This is a genomic window from Azospirillum sp. BE72, from assembly GCF_031455875.1.
Lineage (GTDB): Bacteria > Pseudomonadota > Alphaproteobacteria > Azospirillales > Azospirillaceae > Azospirillum.
This window is the reverse complement of the sequence record NZ_JAVDTO010000010.1, coordinates 103,017-126,851: the sequence shown is the minus strand read 5'-3', so window position 1 is coordinate 126,851 and position 23,835 is coordinate 103,017. Positions and strand designations below refer to the sequence as shown.

Annotated in this window: 14 protein-coding genes; 1 reads left to right on the top strand and 13 read right to left on the bottom strand. The window is 66.1% G+C overall.

Features of this window, described 5'->3' with window-relative positions:
- Positions 1 to 118: 118 nt before the first annotated feature.
- On the bottom strand, positions 119 to 9,751 hold the full coding sequence (locus J2Y49_RS21815) for a calcium-binding protein (RefSeq protein ID WP_310117054.1): 9,633 nt from the start codon (positions 9,749 to 9,751) through the stop codon (positions 119 to 121).
- Between the two features lie 1,002 nt (positions 9,752 to 10,753).
- Here J2Y49_RS21815 and J2Y49_RS21810 point away from each other — a divergent pair.
- Positions 10,754 to 11,971 carry a DUF3616 domain-containing protein gene (locus J2Y49_RS21810; protein ID WP_310117053.1) on the top strand — a complete coding sequence of 406 codons (1,218 nt, stop codon included), beginning with the start codon at positions 10,754 to 10,756 and terminating at the stop codon, positions 11,969 to 11,971.
- On the opposite strand, the gene J2Y49_RS21805 is transcribed toward J2Y49_RS21810, so the two are convergent.
- The 12 genes from J2Y49_RS21805 to soxA all read right to left on the bottom strand — a co-directional run bounded on the left by J2Y49_RS21805 (position 11,879) and on the right by soxA (position 23,787).
- The gene (locus tag J2Y49_RS21805) at positions 11,879 to 14,692 is read right to left on the bottom strand and encodes a hypothetical protein (protein ID WP_310117052.1); all 2,814 of its coding nucleotides are present in this window, start codon (positions 14,690 to 14,692) and stop codon (positions 11,879 to 11,881) included. The genes J2Y49_RS21810 and J2Y49_RS21805 overlap by 93 nt on opposite strands.
- Before the next feature lie 374 nt (positions 14,693 to 15,066).
- Positions 15,067 to 15,588, bottom strand: coding sequence for a hypothetical protein (locus tag J2Y49_RS21800; RefSeq protein WP_310117051.1), 522 nt, complete (start codon positions 15,586 to 15,588; stop codon positions 15,067 to 15,069).
- On the bottom strand, positions 15,573 to 15,809 hold the full coding sequence (locus J2Y49_RS21795) for a thioredoxin family protein (RefSeq protein ID WP_310117050.1): 237 nt from the start codon (positions 15,807 to 15,809) through the stop codon (positions 15,573 to 15,575). The genes J2Y49_RS21800 and J2Y49_RS21795 overlap by 16 nt, the downstream gene beginning before the upstream one ends.
- A 16-nt stretch (positions 15,810 to 15,825) precedes the next feature.
- Complete coding sequence (locus J2Y49_RS21790; RefSeq protein ID WP_310117049.1) at positions 15,826 to 16,890, bottom strand: permease; 1,065 nt, start codon at positions 16,888 to 16,890, stop codon at positions 15,826 to 15,828.
- Positions 16,887 to 17,183, bottom strand: a complete 297-nt coding sequence (locus tag J2Y49_RS21785) for a metalloregulator ArsR/SmtB family transcription factor (RefSeq protein WP_310117048.1) — start codon at positions 17,181 to 17,183, stop codon at positions 16,887 to 16,889. Before J2Y49_RS21785 ends, J2Y49_RS21790 begins: the two co-directional genes overlap by 4 nt.
- Before the next feature lie 142 nt (positions 17,184 to 17,325).
- On the bottom strand, positions 17,326 to 17,790 hold the full coding sequence (locus tag J2Y49_RS21780) for a hypothetical protein (RefSeq protein ID WP_310117047.1): 465 nt from the start codon (positions 17,788 to 17,790) through the stop codon (positions 17,326 to 17,328).
- Between the two features lie 133 nt (positions 17,791 to 17,923).
- Positions 17,924 to 18,934: an MBL fold metallo-hydrolase gene (locus tag J2Y49_RS21775; protein ID WP_310117046.1), complete on the bottom strand. Its 1,011-nt coding sequence runs from the start codon at positions 18,932 to 18,934 to the stop codon at positions 17,924 to 17,926.
- 30 nt (positions 18,935 to 18,964) lie between these two features.
- Positions 18,965 to 20,062, bottom strand: coding sequence for a YeeE/YedE family protein (locus J2Y49_RS21770; protein WP_310117045.1), 1,098 nt, complete (start codon positions 20,060 to 20,062; stop codon positions 18,965 to 18,967).
- 13 nt (positions 20,063 to 20,075) lie between these two features.
- Positions 20,076 to 20,504 (bottom strand): DsrE family protein, encoded by a 429-nt coding sequence (locus tag J2Y49_RS21765; RefSeq protein WP_310117044.1) that lies wholly within the window; start codon positions 20,502 to 20,504, stop codon positions 20,076 to 20,078.
- Positions 20,505 to 20,561: 57 nt separating this feature from the next.
- Positions 20,562 to 22,298, bottom strand: a complete 1,737-nt coding sequence (gene soxB / locus J2Y49_RS21760) for a thiosulfohydrolase SoxB (RefSeq protein WP_310117043.1) — start codon at positions 22,296 to 22,298, stop codon at positions 20,562 to 20,564.
- A complete protein-coding gene (gene soxX, locus J2Y49_RS21755) occupies positions 22,295 to 22,960 on the bottom strand; it encodes a sulfur oxidation c-type cytochrome SoxX (RefSeq protein WP_310117042.1) in 666 nt (221 codons plus the stop codon). Before soxX ends, soxB begins: the two co-directional genes overlap by 4 nt.
- A gap of 11 nt (positions 22,961 to 22,971) precedes the next feature.
- On the bottom strand, positions 22,972 to 23,787 hold the full coding sequence (soxA, locus tag J2Y49_RS21750; protein WP_310117041.1) for a sulfur oxidation c-type cytochrome SoxA: 816 nt from the start codon (positions 23,785 to 23,787) through the stop codon (positions 22,972 to 22,974).
- Positions 23,788 to 23,835: the final 48 nt, after the last annotated feature.

The following is a 23,835-nucleotide window of genomic DNA, read 5'->3' as shown; positions in this document are numbered from 1 at the left end:
TTCCCTATGGCAAGTTCCTGTCCCACATCGCCCTGAGCGAAGAGGACGCGGCAGGGGACGGCGCCGTCCGGCTGGCCCCTTCCCTTTACCGCGGTGCTTGGGCTTAAGCCCCCAGTCATCAACCGAGGTTGATGTCGGAGAGCGAGAGCACCGTGCCGTTGTACACGCCGAGCAGGCGAACCTCGGAGTTGGCGACCTGGCCGTCGCCGTTGGTGTCGACCACTTGGTAGAGACCCGAGTTCGTGCCGTTGTTGGTCAGAACCAGCGTGCTCGCACCAGCCGACGAGTTCGTCAGCGTCCCCAGGGCCGTGCGGAAGTTGGCCAGCGAAGCATCCGTCAGGCTGCCGCTGACGACCGAGGTCAGGCTCACCAGCTCGTTGGAGCTGATGTTCACGCCGTTGGTCGCCGCAGAGGCCGTCGACAGCGAGGCATCCCCGTTGCGGTCCGCAGTGGTCCGGGCCGTACCGGTCAGTTGCACCTTGTCGGTGCCCGACTGGAAGTTCGACACAGAGACGAAGCCGGTGTTCGAACCCAGCGACGCGATGTCGAGGGACGAGTACACGACCGTGTCGGTGCCGCTGCCCGAAGCCAGCGTCAGGCTGTCGCCCGAGCCACTCTGGAAGCGGATGCCCGAGCCGCTGGTGACCGTGATCGAGTCGGTGCCGGCACCGCCGATCAGCGTCTCGATACCGGAGACCGACATCGTCACACCGGTGTCACCCAGCGTGATCACGTCGTTGCCGGTACCGCCGGTCAGGGTCTCGATACCACGCAGCAGAACCGTGTTGCCGCCATCGCCGAGGCTGACGATGTCGGAACCGGCGCCGCCGACCAGGATCTCGATCCCGCTCTCGGCCCGCATGGTGACGCCGGTGTCACCCAGGATCACCAGGTCGCTGCCCGCGCCGCCCGACAGGGTGTCGATGCCGCGGGTGATGACGGTGTTGCCCGACGCACCCAGGGTCACGATGTCCGTACCGGTGCCGCCGACCAGGAACTCGACGCCCGAAGCCGTCATCGTCACGCCGGCCGAACCGGTGAAGACAATGTCGGTGTTCGCACCGCCGACCAGGGTCTCGGCGCCCGACACGGTGACCGTGTTCGGCGTGTCGCCGAGCGTGATCACGTCGTTGCCGGTGCTGCCGATCAGGGTCTCGACCGCACGGGTCAGCAGGGTGCTGCCCGCAGTGCCGAGATTGACGACGTCGGTGGCCGCACCACCGATCAGCAGTTCGATGCCCGAACCTAGCGCCATGGTGACGCCGGTGTCGCCCAGGAACACCCAGTCAGTGCCCGCACCGCCCGACAGGGTGTCGATGCCGCGGGTGATGACGGTGTTGCCCGAGGAGCCCAAGGTCATGACGTCCGAACCGGTGCCGCCGACCAGGAACTCGACGCCCGAAGCCGTCATCGTCACGCCGGCCGAACCGGTGAAGACGATGTCGGTGTTCGCACCGCCGACCAGGATCTCGATGCCCGCCACGGTGATCGTGTTCACCGTGTCACCCAGGGTGATCACGTCGGTGCCCACGCCGCCGGTCAGGGTCTCGACGCCGCGGGTCAGCAGGGTCGTGCCCGAGGTGCCGATGGTCACCACGTCGGTGGCGGTGCCGCCAACGAGGATCTCCAGGTTCGCACCCAGGGTCAACGTGTTGCCGGAGTCGCCCAGGATCACCAGGTCGGAACCCGCACCGCCGATCAGCGTCTCGATGCCGCGGATCGTGGTGGTGTTGCCGGCCGTACCCAGGGTCAGGACGTCGGTGCCGGCAGCGCCGACCACGAAATCCGCACCCGAGACGGTGAGGGTCGAACCAGCCGTGCCGGTGAGGATCACCTCAAGGCCCGTGCCGCCGATCAGGGTCTCGATGCCAACCGCCAGCAGCGTGCCGCCGGCCGTGCCGATGGTGACCGCGTCGGTGCCCACGCCACCGGTCAGCGTCTCGACGCCGCTCACCAGCAGGGTGTTGCCCGCCGTGCCCAGCGTGACGATGTCGGAGGCGATGCCGCCGATCAGCGTCTCGATCCCGCTGACGAGCAGCGTGTTCGCGGTGTTGCCCAGCGTGACGACGTCGGTGCCCGCGTCGCCGGTCAGCGTCTCGATGCCGCGCAGCAGCACCGTGTTGCCTGCCGTGCCGAAGGTGACGACATCCACGCCCGTGCCGCCGACCAGGATTTCCAGAGCCGAAGCCAGCAGCGTCGAACCGCCCGAACCCAGGAACACGAGGTCGGAACCCGTGCCGCCCGTTATGGTCTCCAGCGCGTTGGCAACCAGGGTGTTGCCCACGGTGCCCAGCGTGACGACGTCGGTGCCTACGCCACCGGTCAGGGTCTCCAGACCCGAAACCAGCAGGGTGTTGCCCGCCGTGCTCAGCGAGATCAGGTCGAGGCCTGCGCCGCCGGCCAGGGTCTCGATGCCCGAAGCCAGCATGGTGGTGCCGGTGTCGCCGATGGTGACGACGTCGGTGCCGACGGAGCCCGTCAGGGTCTCCAGGCCACGCAGGATCAGGGTGTTGCCGGACGTGTCCAGCGTGACGACGTCGGTGCCGGTGCCGCCGACCAGGATCTCGATGCCCGGGGCCAGGACGGTGCTGCCGGCCGAACCCAGGAAGATCACGTCGGTGCCCGAACCGCCGGTGATCGTTTCCAGCAGGTTGGCGAGCAGCGTGCTGCCGGCCGTGACGATGGTGATCAGATCGGTGGTCGAGGAGCCGGTGATGGTTTCCAGACCCGAGACCAGCAGGGTGTTGCCGCCCGTGCCGAGCGTGATCGCGTCGATGCCCGTACCGCCGCTCAGCGTCTCGATCAGCGTCACCGCGAGGGTGATGCCGGCCGAGCCGAGGGTGACGATGTCGGTGCCGACGTTGCCGGTCAGCGTTTCCAGAGCCGAGACCAGGACGGTGTTGCCAGCCGTGCCCAGCGTGATGGCATCGGTGGACGCGCCGCCGATGATCGTCTCGAACAGCGAAACCGTCGCGGCGTTGGCCGTGTCGCCCAGCGTCAGGATGTCGGTGCCGACATTGCCGGTCAGCGTCTCAATGCCGCGCAGCAGCAGTGTGTTGCCGGCGCTGCCGAAGGTCACGACGTCGGTGCCCACGCCGCCGATCAGGATGTCGATGTCCGACACCGATACCGTCGAACCGGCCGACCCTAGGAACACCAGTTCCGAACCCGTGCCGCCGGTGATCGTCTCCAGCAGGTCGGCGAGCAGCGTGCCGCCGGCCGAGCCGAAGGTGACGATGTCGGTGCCCATGCCGCCGGTCAGGGTCTCCAGACCCGAAACCAGCAGAGTGTTGCCAGCCGTACCCAGCGTGATGACGTCGGTGCCCGAACCGCCGGCAAGCGTCTCGAGACCCGATACCAGCATGGTGGTCCCGGTGTTGCCGATGGTGATGACGTCGGTGCCGACGGAGCCCGTCAGCGTCTCCAGTCCACGGACGATGGTGGTGCTGCCGGTCGTCCCCAGCGCAACGATGTCCGGAGCGCTGTTCGCCGTCTCGACGTTGCTGCCGCCGACCAGCGTTTCGATGCCCGAAATCAGCAGCGTGCTGCCGCCAAGTCCGGTGAAGACCACATCTGCACCCGCGTCTCCGGTCAGGCTTTCCAAACCCACGACCAGCAGCGTACCGCCGGCCGAGCCCAGCGTGACGGCATCGGTGCCGACGCCGCCGGTCAGCGTCTCGAAGGCCTGGACCAGCAGGGTGTTGCCGGATGCGCCCAGTGTCGCAACGTCCCTCGCGGTTCCGCCGATCAGCGTTTCCAGGGCAGAAACCAGAAGCGTGCCGCCGGCCGAGCCCAGCGTGACGACGTCGGTACCGGCAGCGCCGATCAGCGTCTCGAACGCCGAGACGAACAGGGTGTTGCCGGCCGTGCCGATGGTGACGACGTCGGTGGCGGTGCCGCCGACGAGCGTCTCGAACAGTGAAACCGTCGCGGTGTTGGCCGTGTCGCCCAGCGTCAGGACATCGGTGCCGACGTTACCGGTCAGGGTCTCGATGCCGCGCAGCAGCAGCGTGTTGCCGGCGCTGCCGAAGGTCACGACATCGGTGCCCACGCCGCCGATCAGGATGTCGATGCCCGACACCGAGACCGTCGAACCGGCCGAACCCAGGAAGACCAATTCCGAACCCGTGCCGCCGGTGATCGTCTCCAGCAGGTCGGCGAGCAGCGTGCCGCCGGCCGAGCCGATGGTAACGACGTCGGTGCCCATGCCGCCGGTCAGCGTCTCCAGCGCCGAAACCAGCAGGCTGTTGCCCGCCGTGCCCAGCGTGACGACGTCGTTGCCCGAACCGCCGGACAAGGTCTCAAGACCCGATACCATCATCGTGGTGCCGGTGTCGCCGATGGTGATGGCATCGGTGCCGACGAAGCCCGTGAGGGTCTCCAGGTCGCGCAACAGGATAGTGCCGCCGCCGGCACCGAGGGTCACGATGTCGGCCCCGGTTCCGCCCAGAAGGGTTTCCGCCGCATCGATCACAAGCGTGTTGCCGGCGGCCCCCAGTTGGATGAATTCGGTACCGGCACTGCCGATGATCGTTTCCAACAGATCGGCCAATAGGCTGGTGCCGCCTGTCCCCAACATGATGAGGTCGGTTCCCGCAGAGCCGGTGATCGTTTCAAACGCCGATGCCCGGATCGTCGTGCCGGCGGTGCCGATCAGCAGTGTGTCGGCGGTGGACGAACCGATAACCGTCTCCAGGGCGCCGGTGAGGATCGTGGCACCGGCCGAGCCGATGGTGACGATATCTGTGCCGGCGCCGCCCACCAGGGTTTCCAGCAGGGATACCAGCAAGGTGCTGCCGGCCGAGCCCAGCGCGACGACGTCGGTGCCGGTGCCTCCGGTCAGGGTCTCCAGCCCCGAGACCAGCAACGTGGTCCCGGTGTTGCCGATGATCACGACGTCGGTGCCGCCCTGCCCCGCCAGGGTTTCCAGGCTGCGCAGCAGGATCGTGCTGCCACCGCCGTCGAGGGTGACGATATCGGTGCCGGCACCGCCCACCAGGGTTTCCACGGCGGCCACCAGCAGCGTGTCGCCGGAGGAGCCGAGATAGAGCAGGTCCGATCCCGCACCGCCGGTGAGTGTTTCCAGCAGATCGGCAAGGATGGTAACGCCGCCGGCGCCCAACGTGACGATGTCGACCCCTGTCGACCCCGTCAGCGTCTCGACGGAGGCGAGCAGCAGCGGGACACCCGTGGTGCCAAGCGTCACCACATCGGCGCCGGCCCCGCCGATCAAGGTTTCCAGCCGGTCCGCCAGCAGGGTTCCGCCTGCACTGCCGAGCATGATGACGTCGCTACCGATCCCACCGGCGATCGTCTCGATCATGGTCGCCAGCAGGGTGATGCCGGACGTCCCGATGGCCACGGCATCGCCGCCGGCGGACCCGGTCAGCGTCTCGAGACGCTCGACGAAGACGGTCCGGCCCCCGCTGCCGAGCGTGATCACATCGGCTCCGGACGATCCGATGATGCTCCTGTATTGGGCCGAGACGGACAGGGTGCTGCCGCCATCGCCCAATATGAGGACATCGGCGCTCGGGATACTGACCAGGGTTTCCAGCCCGCTGAGATGAAGCGTCTGGCCGGTTGCGATGACGGTTTCGATGCTGCTGACCTGGATCGTCGCGCCGGCCGTGCCGATCACGACGACGTCGGTGCCGACCCCGCCGATCAGCGTCTCGACCGCGTCCGCCAGCAGCGTGTTGCCGGTCGTGCCCAACGTCACGACGTCGGTGCCCAGCCCACCGATCAAAGTGTCTATCTCGGACACCGAAACCGTCGAACCGGCCGTGCCGAGGAAGACCAGTTCCGTGCCCGCGCCGCCCGTGATCGTTTCCAGCAGATTGGCGAGGATCGTCGCGCCGGCCGTGCCGAAGACGATGACGTCGATGCCGGACGAGCCGCCGATCGTCTCGACCGCCGAAATCATGATGGTGTTGCCGGCCGGATCGAGCATGACGACATCGGTGCCCGTGCCGCCGGCCAGTGTTTCCACAGCCGAGACGGACAGCGTGTTGCCGATGCTGTCCAGCGTGACGACATCGGTGCCGCCGGAGCCCGTCAGTGTCTCCAGGGCAGCGACGACGAGGGTATTGCCGGATGTGCCGAGTTGAACGACGTCGATGCCGGAACCGCCGCTCAGCGTCTCGATAGTGATGACAGACAGGGTATTGCCTGCCGTTTCCAACGACAGAACCTCGACCCCGCTGCCGCCGATCAGCGTTTCAACCGTACCGACGGACAGCGTATTGCCGCTCGTGCCCAGCGTCACAACGTCGGTTCCGGCGGCGCCGGTCAGCGTCTCGATACCGATGACCGACAGGGTATTGCCGCTCGTACCCAGCGTCACGACATCGGTACCGGCCCCGCCGGTCAACGTCTCCAGCAGCGACACCAGCAGCGTCGAGCCGGCCGTGCCGATGGTCACGACCTCGGTGCCGAAGCCGCCGGTTAGGGTTTCCAGCCCTTCCACCAGCAATGTGCCGCCCGCCGAGCCCAACGTCACCTCGTCGGTGCCGATGCCGCCGGTCAGCGTCTCCAGCAGCGACACCAGCAGCGTCGAGCCATCCGTGCCGATGGTCACGACATCCGTACGGGTACCGCCGATCAGCGTCTCCAACCCGCCCACCAGCAGCGTGCTTCCGGCCGAACCCAGCGTCACCCTATCGGTGCCAGCCCCGCCAGTCAGCGTCTCCAGCAGCGACACCACCATCGTCGAACCGCCGGAGCCGCTGGCGATCACATCGGTACCGGTCCCACCGATCAGAGAATCCATCCCGGCGACCAGCATCGTGTTGCCGCCGGTACCGAGAATTACACTGTGATCGACAGAATTCGTACCGATGAGCGTCTCGATATTGGAAACGCCAAGAATATAGGTTCCTGAAAGGGTGACGACATCCGTGGCCGAGGAACCGACGACATAATCAAGATTACCGACCGTTATCGTCCCACCATCCGTTCCGATCTGGACGGTAAGCGTTCCGCTCCCTGAAGCAGTAATCGCCTCGATATCGTTTAATGTTATGGTTTCCGTGGTGCTCAGCACGTAATTGATAATGTCGGAACCGGAGCCGCCGAACAGCGTCTCGACCTGCCTTATGGTAAAACTGTTGCCGGCATCGCTCAGCGTGATGATATCGGTGCCGGCCCCGCCGGTCAGCGTGTCCAACAGCGACACTGTCATCGTGCTGCCGCCGCTGCCCAGCGTAACGAAGTCGGTACCGGCCCCGCCGGTCAGCGCCTCCAACAGCGACGCTGTCATCGTGTTGCCGCCGCTGCCCAGCGTGACGAGGTCGGTACCGGCACCGCCGATCAGCGTCTCCAACAACCGCACCAACAGCGTGTTGCCGCCGCTGCCCAGCGTCACCACGTCAGACCCGATACCTCCGGTCAGCGTCTCCAACTGTGCCGCCGCCAGTGTCGAACCGCCCGAGGCGGTCGTCACAACGTCGGTTCCGCTGCCGCCCGTCAGCGTCTCGATCCGCCAGACGGTCAGCGTGTTGCCGGACGAGCCCAGCATCACCACATCGCTCCCGGCGCCGCCGGTCAGCGTCTCCAGGTCACTCGCCAGCAGCATCGAGCCACCCGTGCCCACCGTCACCACATCGGTGCCGGCGCCACCGGTCAGCGTCTCCAGAAGCCGCACCGACAGCGTGTTGCCGCCGCTACCCAGCGTGACGAGGTCGGTGCCGGTACCGCCGGTCAGCGTCTCCAGCAGCGACACTGTCATCGTGCTGCCGCCGCTGCCCAGCGTCACCACGTCGGACCCGATACCGCCGGTCAGCGTCTCCAACTGCGCCGCCGCCAGCGTAGAACCGCCCGAGGCGGTCGTCACAACGTCGGTTCCGCTGCCGCCCGTCAGCGTCTCGATCCGCCAGACGGTCAGCGTGTTGCCGGACGAGCCCAGCATCACCGCATCCGCCCCCGCACCGCCGGTCAGCGTCTCCAGACCGCTCACCAACTGCGTCGAGCCACCCGAGCTCAGCGTCACCACATCGGTGCCGGCGCCACCGGTCAGCGTCTCCAGAAGCCGCACCAGCAGCGTCGAACCGGCCGTGCCGATCGTCACCACATCGGTGCCGACACCGCCGGTCAGCGTTTCCAGCCGGGAGACCAGCATGGTCGAACCGTCGGTTCCGAGGGTCACGGCGTCGGTGGCGATGCCGCCGGTCAGGGTCTCCAATCCCGCCACTCTGGTGGTGACGCCGGTCGATCCCAGCGTGATGACATCGGTGCCGACGCCGCCGACGATGCTCGTTATCAGTGACACCGTGGTGGTGTTGCCCTGCGCCCCCAGGTTCAATGCCGTCGTGCCGCCTGCACCGCCCGCGGTGACGGATTCCACGCCCCAGGCGGCGACCTGCACACCATTGGAGCCGAACAGAACGGCATCCGTTCCAGCACCACCGATGATGGTTTCAGTGGTGTAGATCGCGATCGTGTTGCCGGTGTCGCTCAGGACGACGACATCGGTGCCGGTACTGCCCAGCATGGATTCCATGCCGGACACCGCGACGGTGTTGCCCGCCCCCGACAGTGTGATGATGTCGGTCCCAACTCCGCCGATCAGGGTTTCCACCTCCCTCATCGTCGTGGTGTTGCCCGCCGAGCCCAGCGTGACGACGTCGCTCCCGACGCTGCCGATCAGGCTTTTCAGCCACGACACCGTGATGGTGTTGCCGGCCGAACCGGACAGTGTGATCACATTGGTGCCGCCGGTGCCGGACAGCGCCTCCAATCCGCTCACCAGCATCGTCGAGCCGCCGGTGCCCAGCGTGACCACGTCGGTGCCGGTCCCGCCGGTCAGCGTCTCGACCCCGCGGACGATGAATGTCGCCCCGATATCGCCCAGCGTGATCACGTCGGTACCGGTGCCGCCGGTCAGGGTGTCGATCTGCGACAGCGACAGCGTGTTTCCCGAACTGCCCAGCGTCATGACGACCGGCGCGATGTTCCTGAAATAGGAGAAATCTCCGCCACTGGTGCCGAAGAGCGCGTCGATGTCGCCATCGCCGTCGAGGTCGGCGAAGGTCGGATTGGGGGAGCCGCTGATGGAGATGCCATAGGCATCCGTTCCAACCGAGGAAAAGGTCGGAGATGCCGTGGTGCCGGTGTTGATGTAGATGGTGCTCTTGACGACAAGATCGATGTCGCCGTCTCCGTCGAGATCGACGAAGGTCGGGGACGCGGAGCCGGCCGCTTCGTTCGTGATGCCGAAGGGGTTGGTCCCCTCCAGGGTAAAGGTCGGAGACGACGAGGTTCCGACGTTACGGTACAGAAGAAGATCGCCTGCCCCATTCCCGATCAACAGATCGGCGTCGCCATCCCCATCCAGATCGGCGAAGGCCGGATCCGCATTGGTGCCGACATTGGTAATCGCGAACGGGTTGGTGCCTTCAAGTGAAAAGGCCGGCGATGACGCCGTTCCAGTGTTGCGGAAGAACAGCGTATCGCCGGCCGCGTTGCCGACGAACAGATCGAGATCGCCGTCACCTTCGATATCCACCAAGCTGGGTGTCGCATTGGTGCCGACGTCGGAAATTCCAAAAAGATTGGTGCCCTGCAGGGAGAATGCAGGGGCCAACGCTGTTCCGGTATTGGAGAAATAGACCAGGTCGCCGTTTTGATTTCCAACCAGCAGGTCCAGGTCGCCATCACCGTCGAGATCCTGGAGTGTCGGTGATGAAGATTCGCCGACATTCGTCACACCGGAGATGCCGCCGCTGACCAGCGTGAAGGTTGGAGTGGCCACGATCGTTCGATCCTTTCAATACAGCGGCAGATTCCGTGCCGGCTCAGCGGTTGCATCGAACCGGCTGGTCATTTCAAAGGGTCTGTTAGGTTCTCTGTCGCTTCGGCCGGCACACACGGATCGACCGCCGGTTGTCGATGAAGCGGAAAAAAAGCAGGCCACATGCCGCATAAATGGAAAATGCGATGATGCAGCCCGCGACCCCCGGCCAATCGAGCAGATGCGGGACGCCATACGGCATTGGATCGACATGTCCCCACCCTGTCACTCCACCGTCCCCGGTTTTTTGGACAACCTTTGCGTGGTATTGTTGATACCAACAGCGTACTGAAGATAAATAGATTCCGAATTAATGGCATCCCATGATCGTGGGATTGTAGGATAGAAAATGGCAGTAATATCCATCAGGAACCAGTTAGAGATTCACCTAACCGCATTACGGTGTCTTTAAGGCCGCCTACCTGTTGAAGGTCGCAGATCGTGTACTATGGAGGGCGGTGAGCTGGTCCCCGTTTCCCGGACAGTCGGATAAGCTTGGTTCGCCCGGGAAGAAGGACGGACCCAGCTGATTTGTTCGGCCGGTTCGCCGGGCTTTGAAGGTGCGCTTCACTGCGGTGCGCAGGGCGTTCTTGGTCGGCGCGCAGCCCAGTGCCTCCAGGCAGAGCTGGAGGAAGTCGACCAGCGGTCCGCCAGATGCCTCGCTCAAGTCGTCCCAGGAGGTACCGAGCGGCCGATCGCTGATCGTCTCGTAGAAGTCCTGCAGGAAGTCTTCACCCGGCGCACGCGCCGCAATTGTCGCACCATCGCCGCCTGGTGGAGGAGGCGACGGAATCCCCGGTGCGCGGCGGCTTCATCCATATGCCGGTGGTCGGAACGCTGCTCGACCTGACGCCGACACCGAAGGAGTTGGCTTCTGCGCCCGCTGATCCGGCAGGGATGGATAAAGCGAGCGGCCCGTTGCGCCCTGCCGGTCCATTCCGGCGCGCTGCGTGTTGTACCACCATGATCCATACAGCCGCCACGCCAAACGCCCGCCTGCGCCTCTCCTTCCATCCGCATGACGCGGTCGATCCGGCGCTCGACAAGCCTGTCCGCAACAATATCTCGGTCGCGGTGGCCATCGGGCGCTGCCTGTTCGTCGCCTCCGACGAGGGCGCGCGGATCGAACGGCTGATCGCCGGCCCCGATGGGCACTACGCCGACCACCGATCCTTCGCCCTGACCGACTTCTTCGATCTGCCCGCCGGTTCCGAAGGTGAAGCGGATATCGAAGGGCTGGCGGTCGATGACGGCTGGCTGTGGGTGGTAGGCTCGCACAGCCTCGCCCGCCGCAAGCCCAAACCGCAGGAGCACAGCGGCGACGAGTGCCTGAAGCGGCTGACCGAGGTGAAGCGCGAGGCGAACCGCTGCCTGCTCGGCCGCATCCCGCTCGCTGCCATCGGCGATGGCGTGTTCGATCCGGTGCGCCAGCATGAAGGCCGCCAAGCTGCCTGCGTGAAGATGGGCCGCAAGCGCAACGCCTTGGCGAAGGCGCTGAAGAGCGACGAGCATATCGGGCGTTTCGTTCACATACCGGCCAAGGAGAACGGGCTGGACATCGAAGGCATCGCGGTGAGCGGGAACCGCGTGTTCCTCGGCCTGCGTGGGCCGGTGCTGCGCGGCTGGGCCTGCATCCTGGACCTGCGCATCGCCGGCAGCGGCTCCGACCGGCTGAAGCTCCGGACACCGGACGGCAAGGCCCCGGCTTATCGCAAGCGCTTCATCGATCTGGACGGGCTGGGTATTCGCGAACTGGCCTTCGACGGCGACGATCTGCTCATCCTTGCCGGACCGACCATGGATCTGGACGGGCCGGTCCATGTCTGGCGCTGGTCCGGCTGCCTGGACGCGGACGCCCCCACGGTGATTCCGCGCGACCGCCTGACCCGCGTGCTGGACGTGCCCTTCGGCACCGGCTTCGACCATGCCGAAGGAATCGCATGGCTGCCGGGCGGCACCGGCGATCCGGAGCGGAGGCTGATCGTCGTCTATGACAATCCGGGACGTGACCGGCTGCATCCCAACGGTACCGGCGTAGACGCCGATGTCTTTGCCGTCGCGGCTGATGCGTCTCCCCGCTGCACGATCTCAGATCGGGATGATGGCCTTCGGGTCGTAGGATGTGCCCAGGAGATCGGCACTGCCGATCCGATCGACGCTCAAGGAGGCCGGATCGAATGAGAAGAGTATCCGGTCCTGTTGAGGATCGGGAGCGCTGTAGACAAGCCGACCGTCGATGGCGCTGAAATCGGCTGCCGCTGTCCAATCGGGTCCGGAAGCGACATCCTTGACCTTGCGCATACCGGCGGCGGTTCCGTCGCTCCGCCACAATTCTGCGCCATGGGTTGCATCGTCAGCCGTGAAGAACGGCGTGCCGTCGATGGCCACCGAGCCGATGGGCTGGGAAGAGGTCGGCCTGGACGCAATGTCCTTGACGAGGGATGTGGTCTTGCCGTCGGTGCCCCGGAGTTCACGGCCGTGGAGCGGGTCGTCGGCCGAAAACAGGGCTTCGGTTCCTGATGGCCCAGGGTCGGGGAAGGTGAAATCGCTTCCTTCGGTGAAGGTCGGCAGGCCGCGCGACACCCCGGTGACATGAAGGGTGGAGCCGTCCTTGAAGGCGATGTCAGCCGCCCAGGAATAGCCGTCCGGGTAGTAGGTGTACGGCTCGATGTCCTTGATTGTCACCGGACCAGCAAGATCGGCGTGGCTGTAGCCGTGGAATTCGATCCGGTCATTGTCGTCGTTGAAACCCGAGATCGTGTCATGGCCGAAGCCTTTGCCACCGCCGCCGAAGTGGAATAGGTCGGCGGCGTCGTCGAAATCGACCGCCCCCCACCGGCCCGGCGCCCCGCCGCCGTCCATCCGGTCGTCGCCCCTGCCTCCGACGAGGGTGTCGCGTCCGGCAAGAACCGATTGATAAAGATCATGCACGCCAATGCTGTCATTGCCATCCCCACCGATCAGCAGGTCGTCGCCCAGTCCGCCGCCGAGCCTGTCGTTTCCCCTGCCGCCGTCCAGAACGTCGTCGCCCGCCTCACCACTCAAGCCATCGTTGCCGGAGCCACCGAACAGGCGATCATCGCCTTCATAGCCTCCCAGCCGATCGCCGCCGCCGCCGCCCCGGATCGTATCGTTCCCCGTGGCGCCATAGATATCGTTTGCGCCCGAGTTGCCGCGAAGGTCGTTGGACGCGCTGTTTCCACTCAGGAACGCCCGGCCTTGGGATGGGTTGTCGAGCAGGACGCCATTCTCAAGATTGTCCGCCAGCTGATAGGAGCCTTTGACGAAGGCCGTATCGGTGCCCTCCCCGGGACTCTCACCGATGATATCGCCGGACGGCTGGGCGCCGCCGGATCCGACGATCCAATAGACATCGTCTCCAGGTCCGCCGGCCATCGTGTCGGTCTGGCCGTCAACTCCGGCATAGAGTTTGTCGCGACCGCTACCGCCAAGGAGACTGTCGGCTCCCGGACCACCCTTCACGGTGTCGTTGCCGCTGTCGCCCCATATGGTGTCGTTGCCCTGATCTCCCGCCAACTCGTCACGCCCGCCCTTGCCGACCAGGAGATCGTCGCCCCGGCGACCGGACATCGTGTCGTCTCCCCGTCCCCCTACCAGCGTATCCGCTCCACCGGTTCCCTTGACGCACCGGCCTTCCAGTGGGCCGAGGGTCGCGACGAAGATGTCGGTCGAGCCCCCGTTGGCATCGTCGGATGAGAGGTTGTCGGCAAAGCTCTGAAAACCGACATGCGATCCGTCGGCCGAGATGACGCCTGCGAATGAGGAGCCGTTCGACTGGACACCGTCACCGGTCTCGCTGGCCAGTATCATCGCTCCTGTGGTCAAGTCCTTCACATAGATGTCATATGCGGAGGCGGGACCGTCCTTGGGAACGAGGGCGGCGACGCTGGTGAAGGCAATTCTTGTTCCGTCCCCTGAAATGGTTGGCAGGATGGATTGGCCGTTTCCCGGTTTGCCGTCCTGGTCGCGGCTGATCAGCGTCAGCTTGCCTGTCACCAAGTCCTTCAGGAAGACGTCATCGGTGCCGTTGCCGTCGTCCGGAGCCAGATCATCGTCGTTGCTGGAAAAGACCACCTTGGTTCCCCCATCCGAAATGGATGGTATGCCCACGCCGCCTAATGCCTGTCTTCCATCCGCCGCCCGACTGGCAAGGATGGTTTTCCCCGTGTTCAGATCCCTAACGAATATGTCTTCGCCGCCGTTGCGGTCGCCGGGAACCAGATCATCGGCACTGCTGGAAAAGACGATCTTCGTTCCGTCCCCCGAAATCGCGGGATTGGAGCTGGGGCCATTCCCGGGGGAGCCGTCCACCGCCTGACTGACCAGGGTCGTCTTGCCCGTGGTCAGGTCTTTAACGAAGATATCCCCCCGTCCGTTCGTGTCACCGGTGACAAGGTTGCTTGCCTGGCTGAGGAAAGCGATCTTCGTTCCATCGGCGGACAATGCAGCGGAAAAGCTTGAGCCATTCGCATCGCCGCCGTCCTGCGCACGAGAAACCAAAGTTACCGCTCCGGTCCTCAAGTCCTTCACGTAAAGATCATAGAACCCGTCGTTGTTTGTCGGCGGGAGATCATCCGTGTAGCTGGAAAAGGCAACCGTGGTCCCGTCATCCGATATGGTCGCCGCGCTCAGCCATCCGATCACCTGCTTTCCGGCTTGTGTCTGGTTCACCAGCGTAATCTGACCGGTCTTGAGGTCCTTGAGGTAGAGATCGATTTCATTGGGCGTGGAATCATTCTCGACAAGGTTGTTCGAGTAGCTGGTAAAGACTGCTTTTGTGCTGTCACCCGAAAGCACGGGGCTTTCCGAGTCCAAGTTTCCTCCGACGTTGCCGGCAGTGGAACTTACAAGATTTAGATCGGTAACGACGGTCGTTGTCATGGCGATCACCTCTTGCAGTCCTGCAATCTATGGGAACGCAGGAAACGCTTCAGTCGCCGGGCAAAGTACTTCCCATAGACATTGAGAGCATCTTAACGGAAATCTGACGGGCATAAAATGTGGCGAACGAGCATCCGACGCCATGCATAGCCTCAATGCTCCCATATGTATGTTGGTCTATTTGAGAAGATGATTGGATTTCTCACAGCATGGCAAAGTCCAGGGGCAGGCGCGGGGAAACGTGGCGTCCGCGTCGTCAGGCGGCAGCAAAGAACAGGTTGGCGATGAAGCCTGCGGACCCGACCAAACCCTATTTCAAGCTGGTGCAGTCTTTGCCGGACGGGGCGGCTCCGGGTTTCGGTTCCGGACGCTGTTCAGTCGGCCCCATGGACCTCCCGTTCGACCCGCGTCAGCAGGTCGGTGAAGAAGGCCACGTCTTGCGGCGTCAGGCCGAGTTTGGCGTGACGGGGCAGGAAATCGGCGATGGGGCGACCGCTTTCCCGCCCCTGCAGAATACCGTCACGGATCACAAGCGACTCCCGCGCCAGATCGGCGGCGGACTCGTGGCAGCGACCGCACCGTTCCTTGAAGCGAGGCGCAGTGCCGGCCTGGGCGAGCAGCATTTCGTACATCGGTCGAACGAGATTCGGCGGCAGATGGTGATTTCCCAGGAAGACGAACAGGTCGTCCTTGTGATGGCCACCCTGGAGCCTGCCGTCCTTCACGGTGAGATACCGTTGGGCGAAAGGGCCGGCGTGGGCATGGCAGTCCCCACAGGTCTGTTCCCAGAAGCGGTGCAGGTCCGTTGCCTCGCCCGGCGACGCCGGAAGGAGCAACGGAACCACCGAGACCAGAAGCCTCGTTCCCAGGGCTAATCCGGCTATGTGCTGAGCCATTTCGCGATATCCTCCGCCTTCGGCAGGCCACCCGCGTGGACCACCTTCCCGTCGATGACGATGCCCGGGGTCGCGGCGATGCCGTACCCGGCAATGGCCGCATAGTCGGTCACCTTCTCCACACGGACGGGCACGCCCAGCCGTTCGGCTTCCGCCCGCACCATGTCTTCGGTCGTCTGGCAGCGTTTGCAGCCGGGTCCGAGAACCTTCACGTCCTTCATGGTTTCCCTCCTTCTCTCAGGCGAACAGGGCATTGAACAGGAAGCCGACGGCAAGGATGCCGAGTCCGACGACGACGACGAAAACGGCGATCAGGCGCAGCGACAGGACCTTGCGCAGGATGATCATCTCCGGCAGCGACAGCGCGATCACCGACATCATGAAGGCGAGCACGGTGCCGAGCGCCGCGCCCTTGCCGATCAGCGCCTCGACGACCGGGATGATCCCGGCGGCGTTCGAGTACATGGGAATGCCCATCAGGACGGCGGCCGGAACCGACCACCACGCGTCCCGTCCCATGATGCCGGACAGCAGATCGGCGGGCACATAGCCGTGGATGAAGGCCCCGGCCGCGATCCCCGCGATGATCCAGAGCCACACCTTGCCGACGATGTCCTTGACGGCGTCGAGGCCCGCTTGGATGCGGTCGACAACGGACAGCGTCGCGACCGGCAGATCGACGGCGCCGGAGCGGATGTTGCGCACCCACTCCTCCAGCCAACCTTCCAGATGCAGGCGGCCGATGACCCAGCCGGCGGCGATGGCGACGGCGAGCCCGAAGGCGAGATAGGTGAGCGCCACCTTCCAGCCGAGCAGCGCGAACAGAAGGCCAAGCGCCACCTCGTTGATCATGGGCGCAGCGATCAGGAACGAGAAGGTGACCCCCAGCGGCACGCCGGCCGAAACGAATCCGATGAACAGCGGAACGGCGGAGCACGAACAGAAGGGGGTGACGATGCCGAGGCCCGCCGCTGCGACGTTGCCCACCCCCTCGCGCCGTCCGGCCAGCAAGGCCCGCGTGCGCTCTGGCGAGAAGAAGCTGCGCACCACGCCCATGGCGAACACGACCAGCGTCAGGAGCATCAAAACCTTGGGCGTGTCGTAGACGAAGAACCGGATGGCTTCCTCCAGGTGGCTGCCGCGCTCCAGCGGCAATTGCGACACGACCCAGTTCGAGAAGGGGACGAGTTGGCCGTAAAGCAAGAACCAGAGCGCAATGGCCGCCGCCGTGGCGGCGCTCCAAAGCCAGGGGTTCGGCGGTGGCGATCCCGCTTGCGGGACCAGGGAGGTCTCGGTGCTCATGCCGCTTCCTTTCGTTCTGCGGCCATCGCGGCGATCACGGCGTCGATGATGGCGACGATCCGGGGACTGAGCGCCGGGTTGCGGCGATACCGGACCCATTGGGCGTCGCGACGATCGACGACGAGCCCGGCGCTCTTGAGGGCGGCCATATGGCGGGACATCCGGGACTGCGTGGCCGCAAGGCGGTCCATCAGTTCGCACACGCAGTGTTCCTGCCCATCCCACAGCAGGCGCAAGGCGCCGAGCCGGGTCGGGTCGGAAAGGATGGACATCAGGGAGGTCACCACGTCCACGCCCATGCTTCCCCCCGCTTATGCTGATAAGCGCATTATCGCGCCCGGTAGCCCCTGCGCGTCAATGCGACGAGGGTGGGGCATCCTGTCGCAGGGGGCGGACCGGGGGACCGGCGACCGGCGGTTGGCACGCCGGGTTCAGTCACGTCATGACCGCTTCCGACGCTGCCTCCGCGCGCTGGTGCGGGGTCGTGTTCGGTGAGGTCGGGTCGAGCCGCCGGAAATCGCCGCGCAGGGCCTTGAGCGCGTACCGCTCGCGGTTGATCTCAGCGGTGGTGCGGACGCCCAGCCGGCGGAACACCGGCACCGGCGGGCACCAGCCCTGGAGCGCGTGCTGGAGCAGGAAGCCGGTCACCGCCGCGGGCAGGACCAGGAAGCGGCGATCCACGAAGGCTCCCAGCAAGGTGCCGGCCAGTGCCAGCGTCGCTGCATTCGCCTCGAGCGTGCGTTCGATGTCCCACTCGCGGTCGAGTTCGTCGAGACGGTGGTCGATCTTCTCCGGATGCTCCGCATGGTAGCGGACACTGTCCGTGATCTCGGCGGCCAAGCGGCGGTTCTGTTCCGCTGACGTAGCGTTCTCCACGCGCGAAGCGGTTGCGGGCAGCATGGTTCCCTCCTCTGTCGGTTCCGGTGAACGGCGCCGCATTCAGGAGCGCCGCCGTGCTGCTCCGCAAACATTAGGAAGACGTGATGAGTTCCCGAAGGTTCTGGCTCGGCATGCGCATGACCGTTCCGAGCTGTCAGAAGTCGGCTTGTTCCGCCTCCAGATAGGCGAGGCTGATGTATTTGCCGATGTTGCCGTCCCACCCCTTGGTCTCGGCGGCGCGGGAGGCGACGCGCGGGTCGGCCAGCACGGCCGCCCTGGCCTGCTCGATGGGCTGCCCGGCCTTCACGGCGGCGGCGCAGGTCTCGTAGATGCCTTCGAACAGCGCGCGCTGCCACGCCGGCACGCCGGGGCCGGGCACGCCGTGGGCCGGCAGCCAGATGCGGGTGTCGCTGTCGGCCCGCAGCCTGTCCATCGTCTCGAAGGTGCCGAGATAGGAGCCGTCGTCCATGTTGGCGATGCGGCGGTCCATCATGACGTCGCCGACGCACATGACGCCGTCCTCCACCACCGCGACCGACAGGTCGGACGGCGTGTGGGCGGTGCCGTAATGGTGCAGGCGCAGCCGTACGTCGCCTAGTGACAGCTCGTCGCCATGGCCGGCGTCGCGGTTGGGGGCGACGATCCGCGTCCCGGCGGAGGCCTGCGCCGTCCATTTGACCATCGAGCTTTGCCAGAAGCTGCCCTGCACGCCTGAGATCGCCTCGCGCGTGCGGGGCAGGGCGTAGCGGGGCAGATCCTCGCCGAACGCCTCGGCGAAGGCATGGTTACCAAGCCAGTGATCGCCGTGATAATGCGTGTTGACGATGGCGACGACCGGCTTGGGCGTCAGCGTCCGCAGCATCCGTATCGCCATCTCGCCGATCTGCAGCGAGGCGCCGCTGTCGACGACGATCACCCCGTCGCGGCCGATGACGAAGGTGATGTTCGCCATCATCCCCTGATTCTGCGGTGTCGGGAAGCCGTCGGGGGCCTGGATGATCCAGACATGCGGGCTGACTTGGACCGGCGGCATGTCGGGCACCGGCGGCCCCTTGACGAAGGACTCCACCCCGGCGGCGAAGCCGCGGACCGCATCCAATCCCGGCACGGCGGCCAGGAATGCCGCACCGGCGGTCAGCAGGCGGCGGCGGGGCAGGCGAGGCATGCGGGGTCTCCTGTGGATGGCACCGGGGGGTCAGTGTGCGGTGACCGGCGGAACGGCGGCGATGGCGGCGCGCGTCCGTGCCGGCCGGTCGATGGCGAGATCGGTGAGCACGGCACCGATCCACATCGACCACAGCACCAGCCACGCCGTCGCCGTGAAGATGGAGGCGCCGGACACGCCGGCCCCGACCGCGCAGCCGCCGGCCAGCACGCTGCCGAACCCCATCATGCAGCCGCCGACGATGTAGCGCCGCATGGAGGAGCCGTCGTTGAACCCCTCCAGCTTCAGGTCGCGCCCGGCCAGTCCGGCGAGGAAGGCGCCCAGCGCCACGCCGGGGATCAGCCCGGTGTCGAAGCTCCAGCGGGTGCCCGGCGGCGACAGCACCAGCATCAGGAAATCGGCCGACGGCGCGGTGAAGCTCAGGGAATGGACGGTCACCGGATCGAAGGCGGCGGCGGCAGCGCGCCAGGTGTACCACCAGGCGGCTGCGACCGTCGCTCCGACGCCGGCCGCGCCCAGCCAGGACCAGCCCGACAGGGCGTTGCGCCGCGCAATCGCCACGCCCGCCGCGAACCAGCCCATGCCGAACAGCAGCGCCCCGCCATGCCCGATGCCGGCCAGCGCCAGCAGGTCGCGCTGCTGACCGGAAATGACCCACCAGCCGTTGATCGTCTCGCGCAGCGGCGACAGGACGCCGCGCATCGCCGCCTGGGCGACCACCGCGAACACCAGCCCGGACAACAGCGCCCGCAGGTTGCCGGTGGCCGACAGAACCAGCATGCGGCTGGCGCAGGCCCGCGTCAGCGTCATGCCGCAGCCGAACATCAGCCCGCCGATCACCGCGCCCGACAGGCTGCCGGGGTTGTTGAGCTGGCGGACGCTGCCGGTATCGAAAAGTCCCAGCAGGATCAGCTCCTGCGTCGCCATCAGCGCGGTGGAGAAGGCGAGCAGCCAGACCGCCAGCCGCCCGCCCAGCCGGCCATGCGCCACCTCCAGCGTCGAGGCGCGCAGACAGAAGCGGGACCGCTGCGCCAGCCCGCCGAACAGCGTGCCGATCAGCAGCCCGCCCAGCGCCATGAAGCGGTCCTCGCCCAGGCCTTCCATCAGGGTGTCGACGGTGAAACCCATGGCCGCCACCCTTTCAGGGCTTGATGTAGGCGTAATGGTCGCGCGCCTGCAGTTCGGTGATGCGGACGACGCCGGACGGCGAGAATTCCGCCTCCATCACGAACTGGTCCTTGGTCAGCTTGCGCCGCTCCATGGTGATCTCGCACACCTCGAAACGGACGCCGCGGCCCTTCAGGTCGGAGATCAGGGGACCATAGTCGATGCTGTTCTTCTGGTCCCTCGCGCCCTCCATCAGCAGATCGACGCCTTCGGCATGGGTGACCACGCGGATCTCGGTCTTCGGCGCCACGTCCAGATGGTTGCGGATGTTGCGCAGCGCCTTGGTGCCCTGCTCGGCGGCATTGTCGATGTGGTAGACGACCCTGTCCTGGGCCAGCGCCGGGGCGGCGGTGGTCAGGGCGAACAGCATCGGCAGGAGTGCCAGGAAACGACGAACGCTCATGGTCTGAGCCTTTCCGGTTCGGAGCTGCGCCAGTTGGCGGAGGGCAGGATAGGGGGGTCAGGCGTCGAGGCCGGGGTTGCCGTCCACGCCCTTCAGGGTCGGCAGATTCAGCTGCGGCGGCGCCAGCGTCTTGCGGGCGCGCAGGTTGCGGGCGACGAGGTCCCAGACCGGCTCCCCGCCGGCCGTCTTCGCTTCTTCCGCCACCGGCGCCCAGCCGGCGACCTTGTAGGTCTTCGAGGCTTCCAGCGGCTTTCCGTTCAGCGTCATGTCCTGGATGCGCCGACCGGCCGGGGCGGCGGGATCGCAGGCGTAGGACAGGCCGCCGACGCGCACCATGTCGCCGCCCTGCTGGTAATAGGGGTCGGGGTTGAACAGGTTGTCGCAGACATCCTCCAGCACCGTCTTGATCTGCTCGCCGCTCATCTGCGTCAGCGTGACGTAGGGATAGGTGATGGCGGTCTGGTCCAGCAGGTTTTCCATGGTGATGGGCTGGCCGGGCAGCAGCGTGGTGCCCCAGCGGAAGCCGGGGGAGAAGGCGATCTCGGCATCCTTTTCCGCCATCAACGCATCGAGGATCAGCTGGTCGAAGCTGCCGTTGAAGTTGCCGCGCCGGTACAGCGTGCCCTCCGTCACTGCCAAAATCTCGCCCAACTTGGTCTCATAGGGCGCGCGGACGCGGGCGATCAGCGCCTCCATCTCCGGGTCGGCGGGCAGCAGGTTGGCGAAGACCGGCATCAGCCGGTAACGGAAGTCGGCGATCCGCCCGCCCGTCACCTGGAGGTCGAGCACGCCCAGGAACTTGCCGTTCGATCCGGCATTGGTGACCAGAGTCCGGCCGCCGGGGTTGGCGACGATGCTGGGCGCCGGCATGCCGTCATGGGTGTGGCCGCCGAGGATGGCGTCGATGCCGCGGACGCGCGACGCCATCTTCAGATCGACATCCATGCCGTTGTGCGACAGCACGACGACCACCGCGGCACCGGCGGCGCGGGCGGCATCGACCGTCGCCTGCATCTCCTCCTCGCGGATGCCGAAGGTCCAGTCGGCCACCATGTAGCGCGGGTTGGCGATCGGCGTGTAGGGGAAGGCCTGTCCGATGACCGCCACCGGAACGCCGTTCACCGTCCGCAGGCTGTAGGGCTTGAACACGTCGTCGCCGAAATCGGCGGTCTTGATGTTCTGTGCGACGATCTCGATGTGGCCGGCGAAGTCCTTCTCGGCGATCTCCTGCACGCGCTCCTGGCCGTAGGTGCATTCCCAATGCAGCGTCATGATGTCGACGCCCAGCAGCTTGGCGGCCTCCACCATGTCCTGGCCCTGGGTCCACAGCGCGGTGCCCGACCCCTGCCAAGTGTCGCCGCCGTCGAGCAGCAGGGCGCCAGGCCGGTTGGCCCGCACCCGCTTGACCAGCGTAGCCAGATGGGCGAAGCCGCCGACCTTGCCGTACAGCCCGGCCAGCCGTTCGAAGTCGAGGCAGGTGAAGGCATGCGCCTCGCGACTGCCGGTGGCGAGCTTGAAATGCTCCAGCAGCCGGCTTCCCACCAGATGCGGCGCCCGCCCGGCCATGACGCCGATGCCGAGATTGACGCTCGGCTCGCGGAAATGGATCGGCTTCAGCTGGGCATGGCAGTCGGTGATGTGCAGAAGCGAGACGTTGCCGAAGGCCGGCGCGTCATAGACCGCATCGGCCGCTCCTTGGGCCGCCGCTTCGGCGCGGGCCGGACCGGCGCCGGGCAGCAGCAGGCCGGCGGCGTTGGCGGCGGCCAGGACGGTGAGGAATTCGCGGCGGTTCATTGTGCAGGCCCCGGCTTTGCGTTGACGGGCGACGCCGGGTCGAACAGCAGCGCCATCAAATGCTTGATCTGCGTTTCCCCCAGGATGCCCATATGGCCGGCGCGCGGCATGTTGGAGCAGGCGTTGGCCGATTTGGCGTTGTAGATCTTGGCCCAGGCCGCCTTCATCGTCTCCTCGTCCCGGCCGCGCAGCGCGCCGTACTGCAGCAGGCTGGGGCCGATGGTGCCATAGGAGATCTCGGTCGGGCTGATCTGGTGGCAGTTGTAGCAGTTGCCGCCGTTGGGGGTGTCCGGCTTGTCGGTCCAGGTGTTGCCCCGGCCGCTCTGGGCGATCTTCTCGCCCTCCTTCCAGTCGCCCAGCCACTGGCCGTCGGACGGCCATTTCACCGTCGCCATGTTGACAGCCTCGATCTGGCGGCGCCGTTCGGTGGCGGCCGGGCTGGCGGCGGCCTCGGGGTCGGAGCAGAAGGCCTGCGTCTCGTCCTGGGTCAGGCGATCGACCTTGGCGATGCCCTTGTCCCTGAAGCTGGTAGCCAGCATGCGGGTGAAGGCGGCATCGTCGGCCCCCGGCCCCCAGGAGGGAGCGACCTTGGTCTCGGAGAGGGCGGGGCCGGCCAGCAGCAGGACGGCAAGGAAGGCAGCGTGTTTCATGGCGTGTTTCATGACGGCCTCCCTCAGCGCTTGATTCCGGGTGTCTTCATGGTCTCCCCGCTGGCGTTGGCGGCCATGAACATCGACAGCGCGATGGTCGCGTCGGAGGTGTAGACCGGTTCGGGGAAACGCTGCTGGCGGAAGCAGTCGTTCAGCCGCCACTGCATCGACCACATCTGGCCGGAGCTGACACGGTAGGCCGGCCAGCTTCCCCATCCGGCCGCCGCACCCTTCGGTCCCGGAATGTAGGGCAGATCCTGCAGGCGGATGCGCGTGCCCTCCTGGCCGTGGCAGGTGGCGCAGGAGAAGTCGTAGGGGCCGCCCTGGTAATAGAACATCCGCTTGCCCAGGTCGTACATCGCCTGTTCCTTGGGATGGCTTGGCTTTACCGCGATGGGATCGTCCTTGGACTGGCCGGAGACGTAGGCGGCGAGCGCGATCATCTCCTCCTTCGGCGGGGCGGTGAAGGAGGCCTCGACATAGGGTTTCGGATCCTTGCCCTGCAGCGTCTCCATGCAGGTCAGCAGGCGCGATTCCAGATCCTGGACGCGGTCGGTGTCGGCGAAGTAGCGCGGAAGCCCGGCATAGGCGCCCTTGACCACGCCGGGGCCGAGGCCGAGGTCGCATTTCTCCAGCGAGGCCTTCTTCGGGCCGGCCGGCGTCTTCCACAGCTCCTCGCCGCCAAGCTCGAACAGTTCGGCGGGGTTGCCGTCCTGCAGGGCCTCGCGGTAGGCCTCGATGCCTTCCTGCGCCGCATCCTTCTGCTGGGCGTAGGCCGCCGTGGCGACCGCCGCCGACACCGCAAGGAACGCCGCAATCCCAACGCTTGTGCGGTCCATCTCTCCCCCCTCCCATCCTTGTTCTTGTCAGCGCGGACGTGCAGCGTC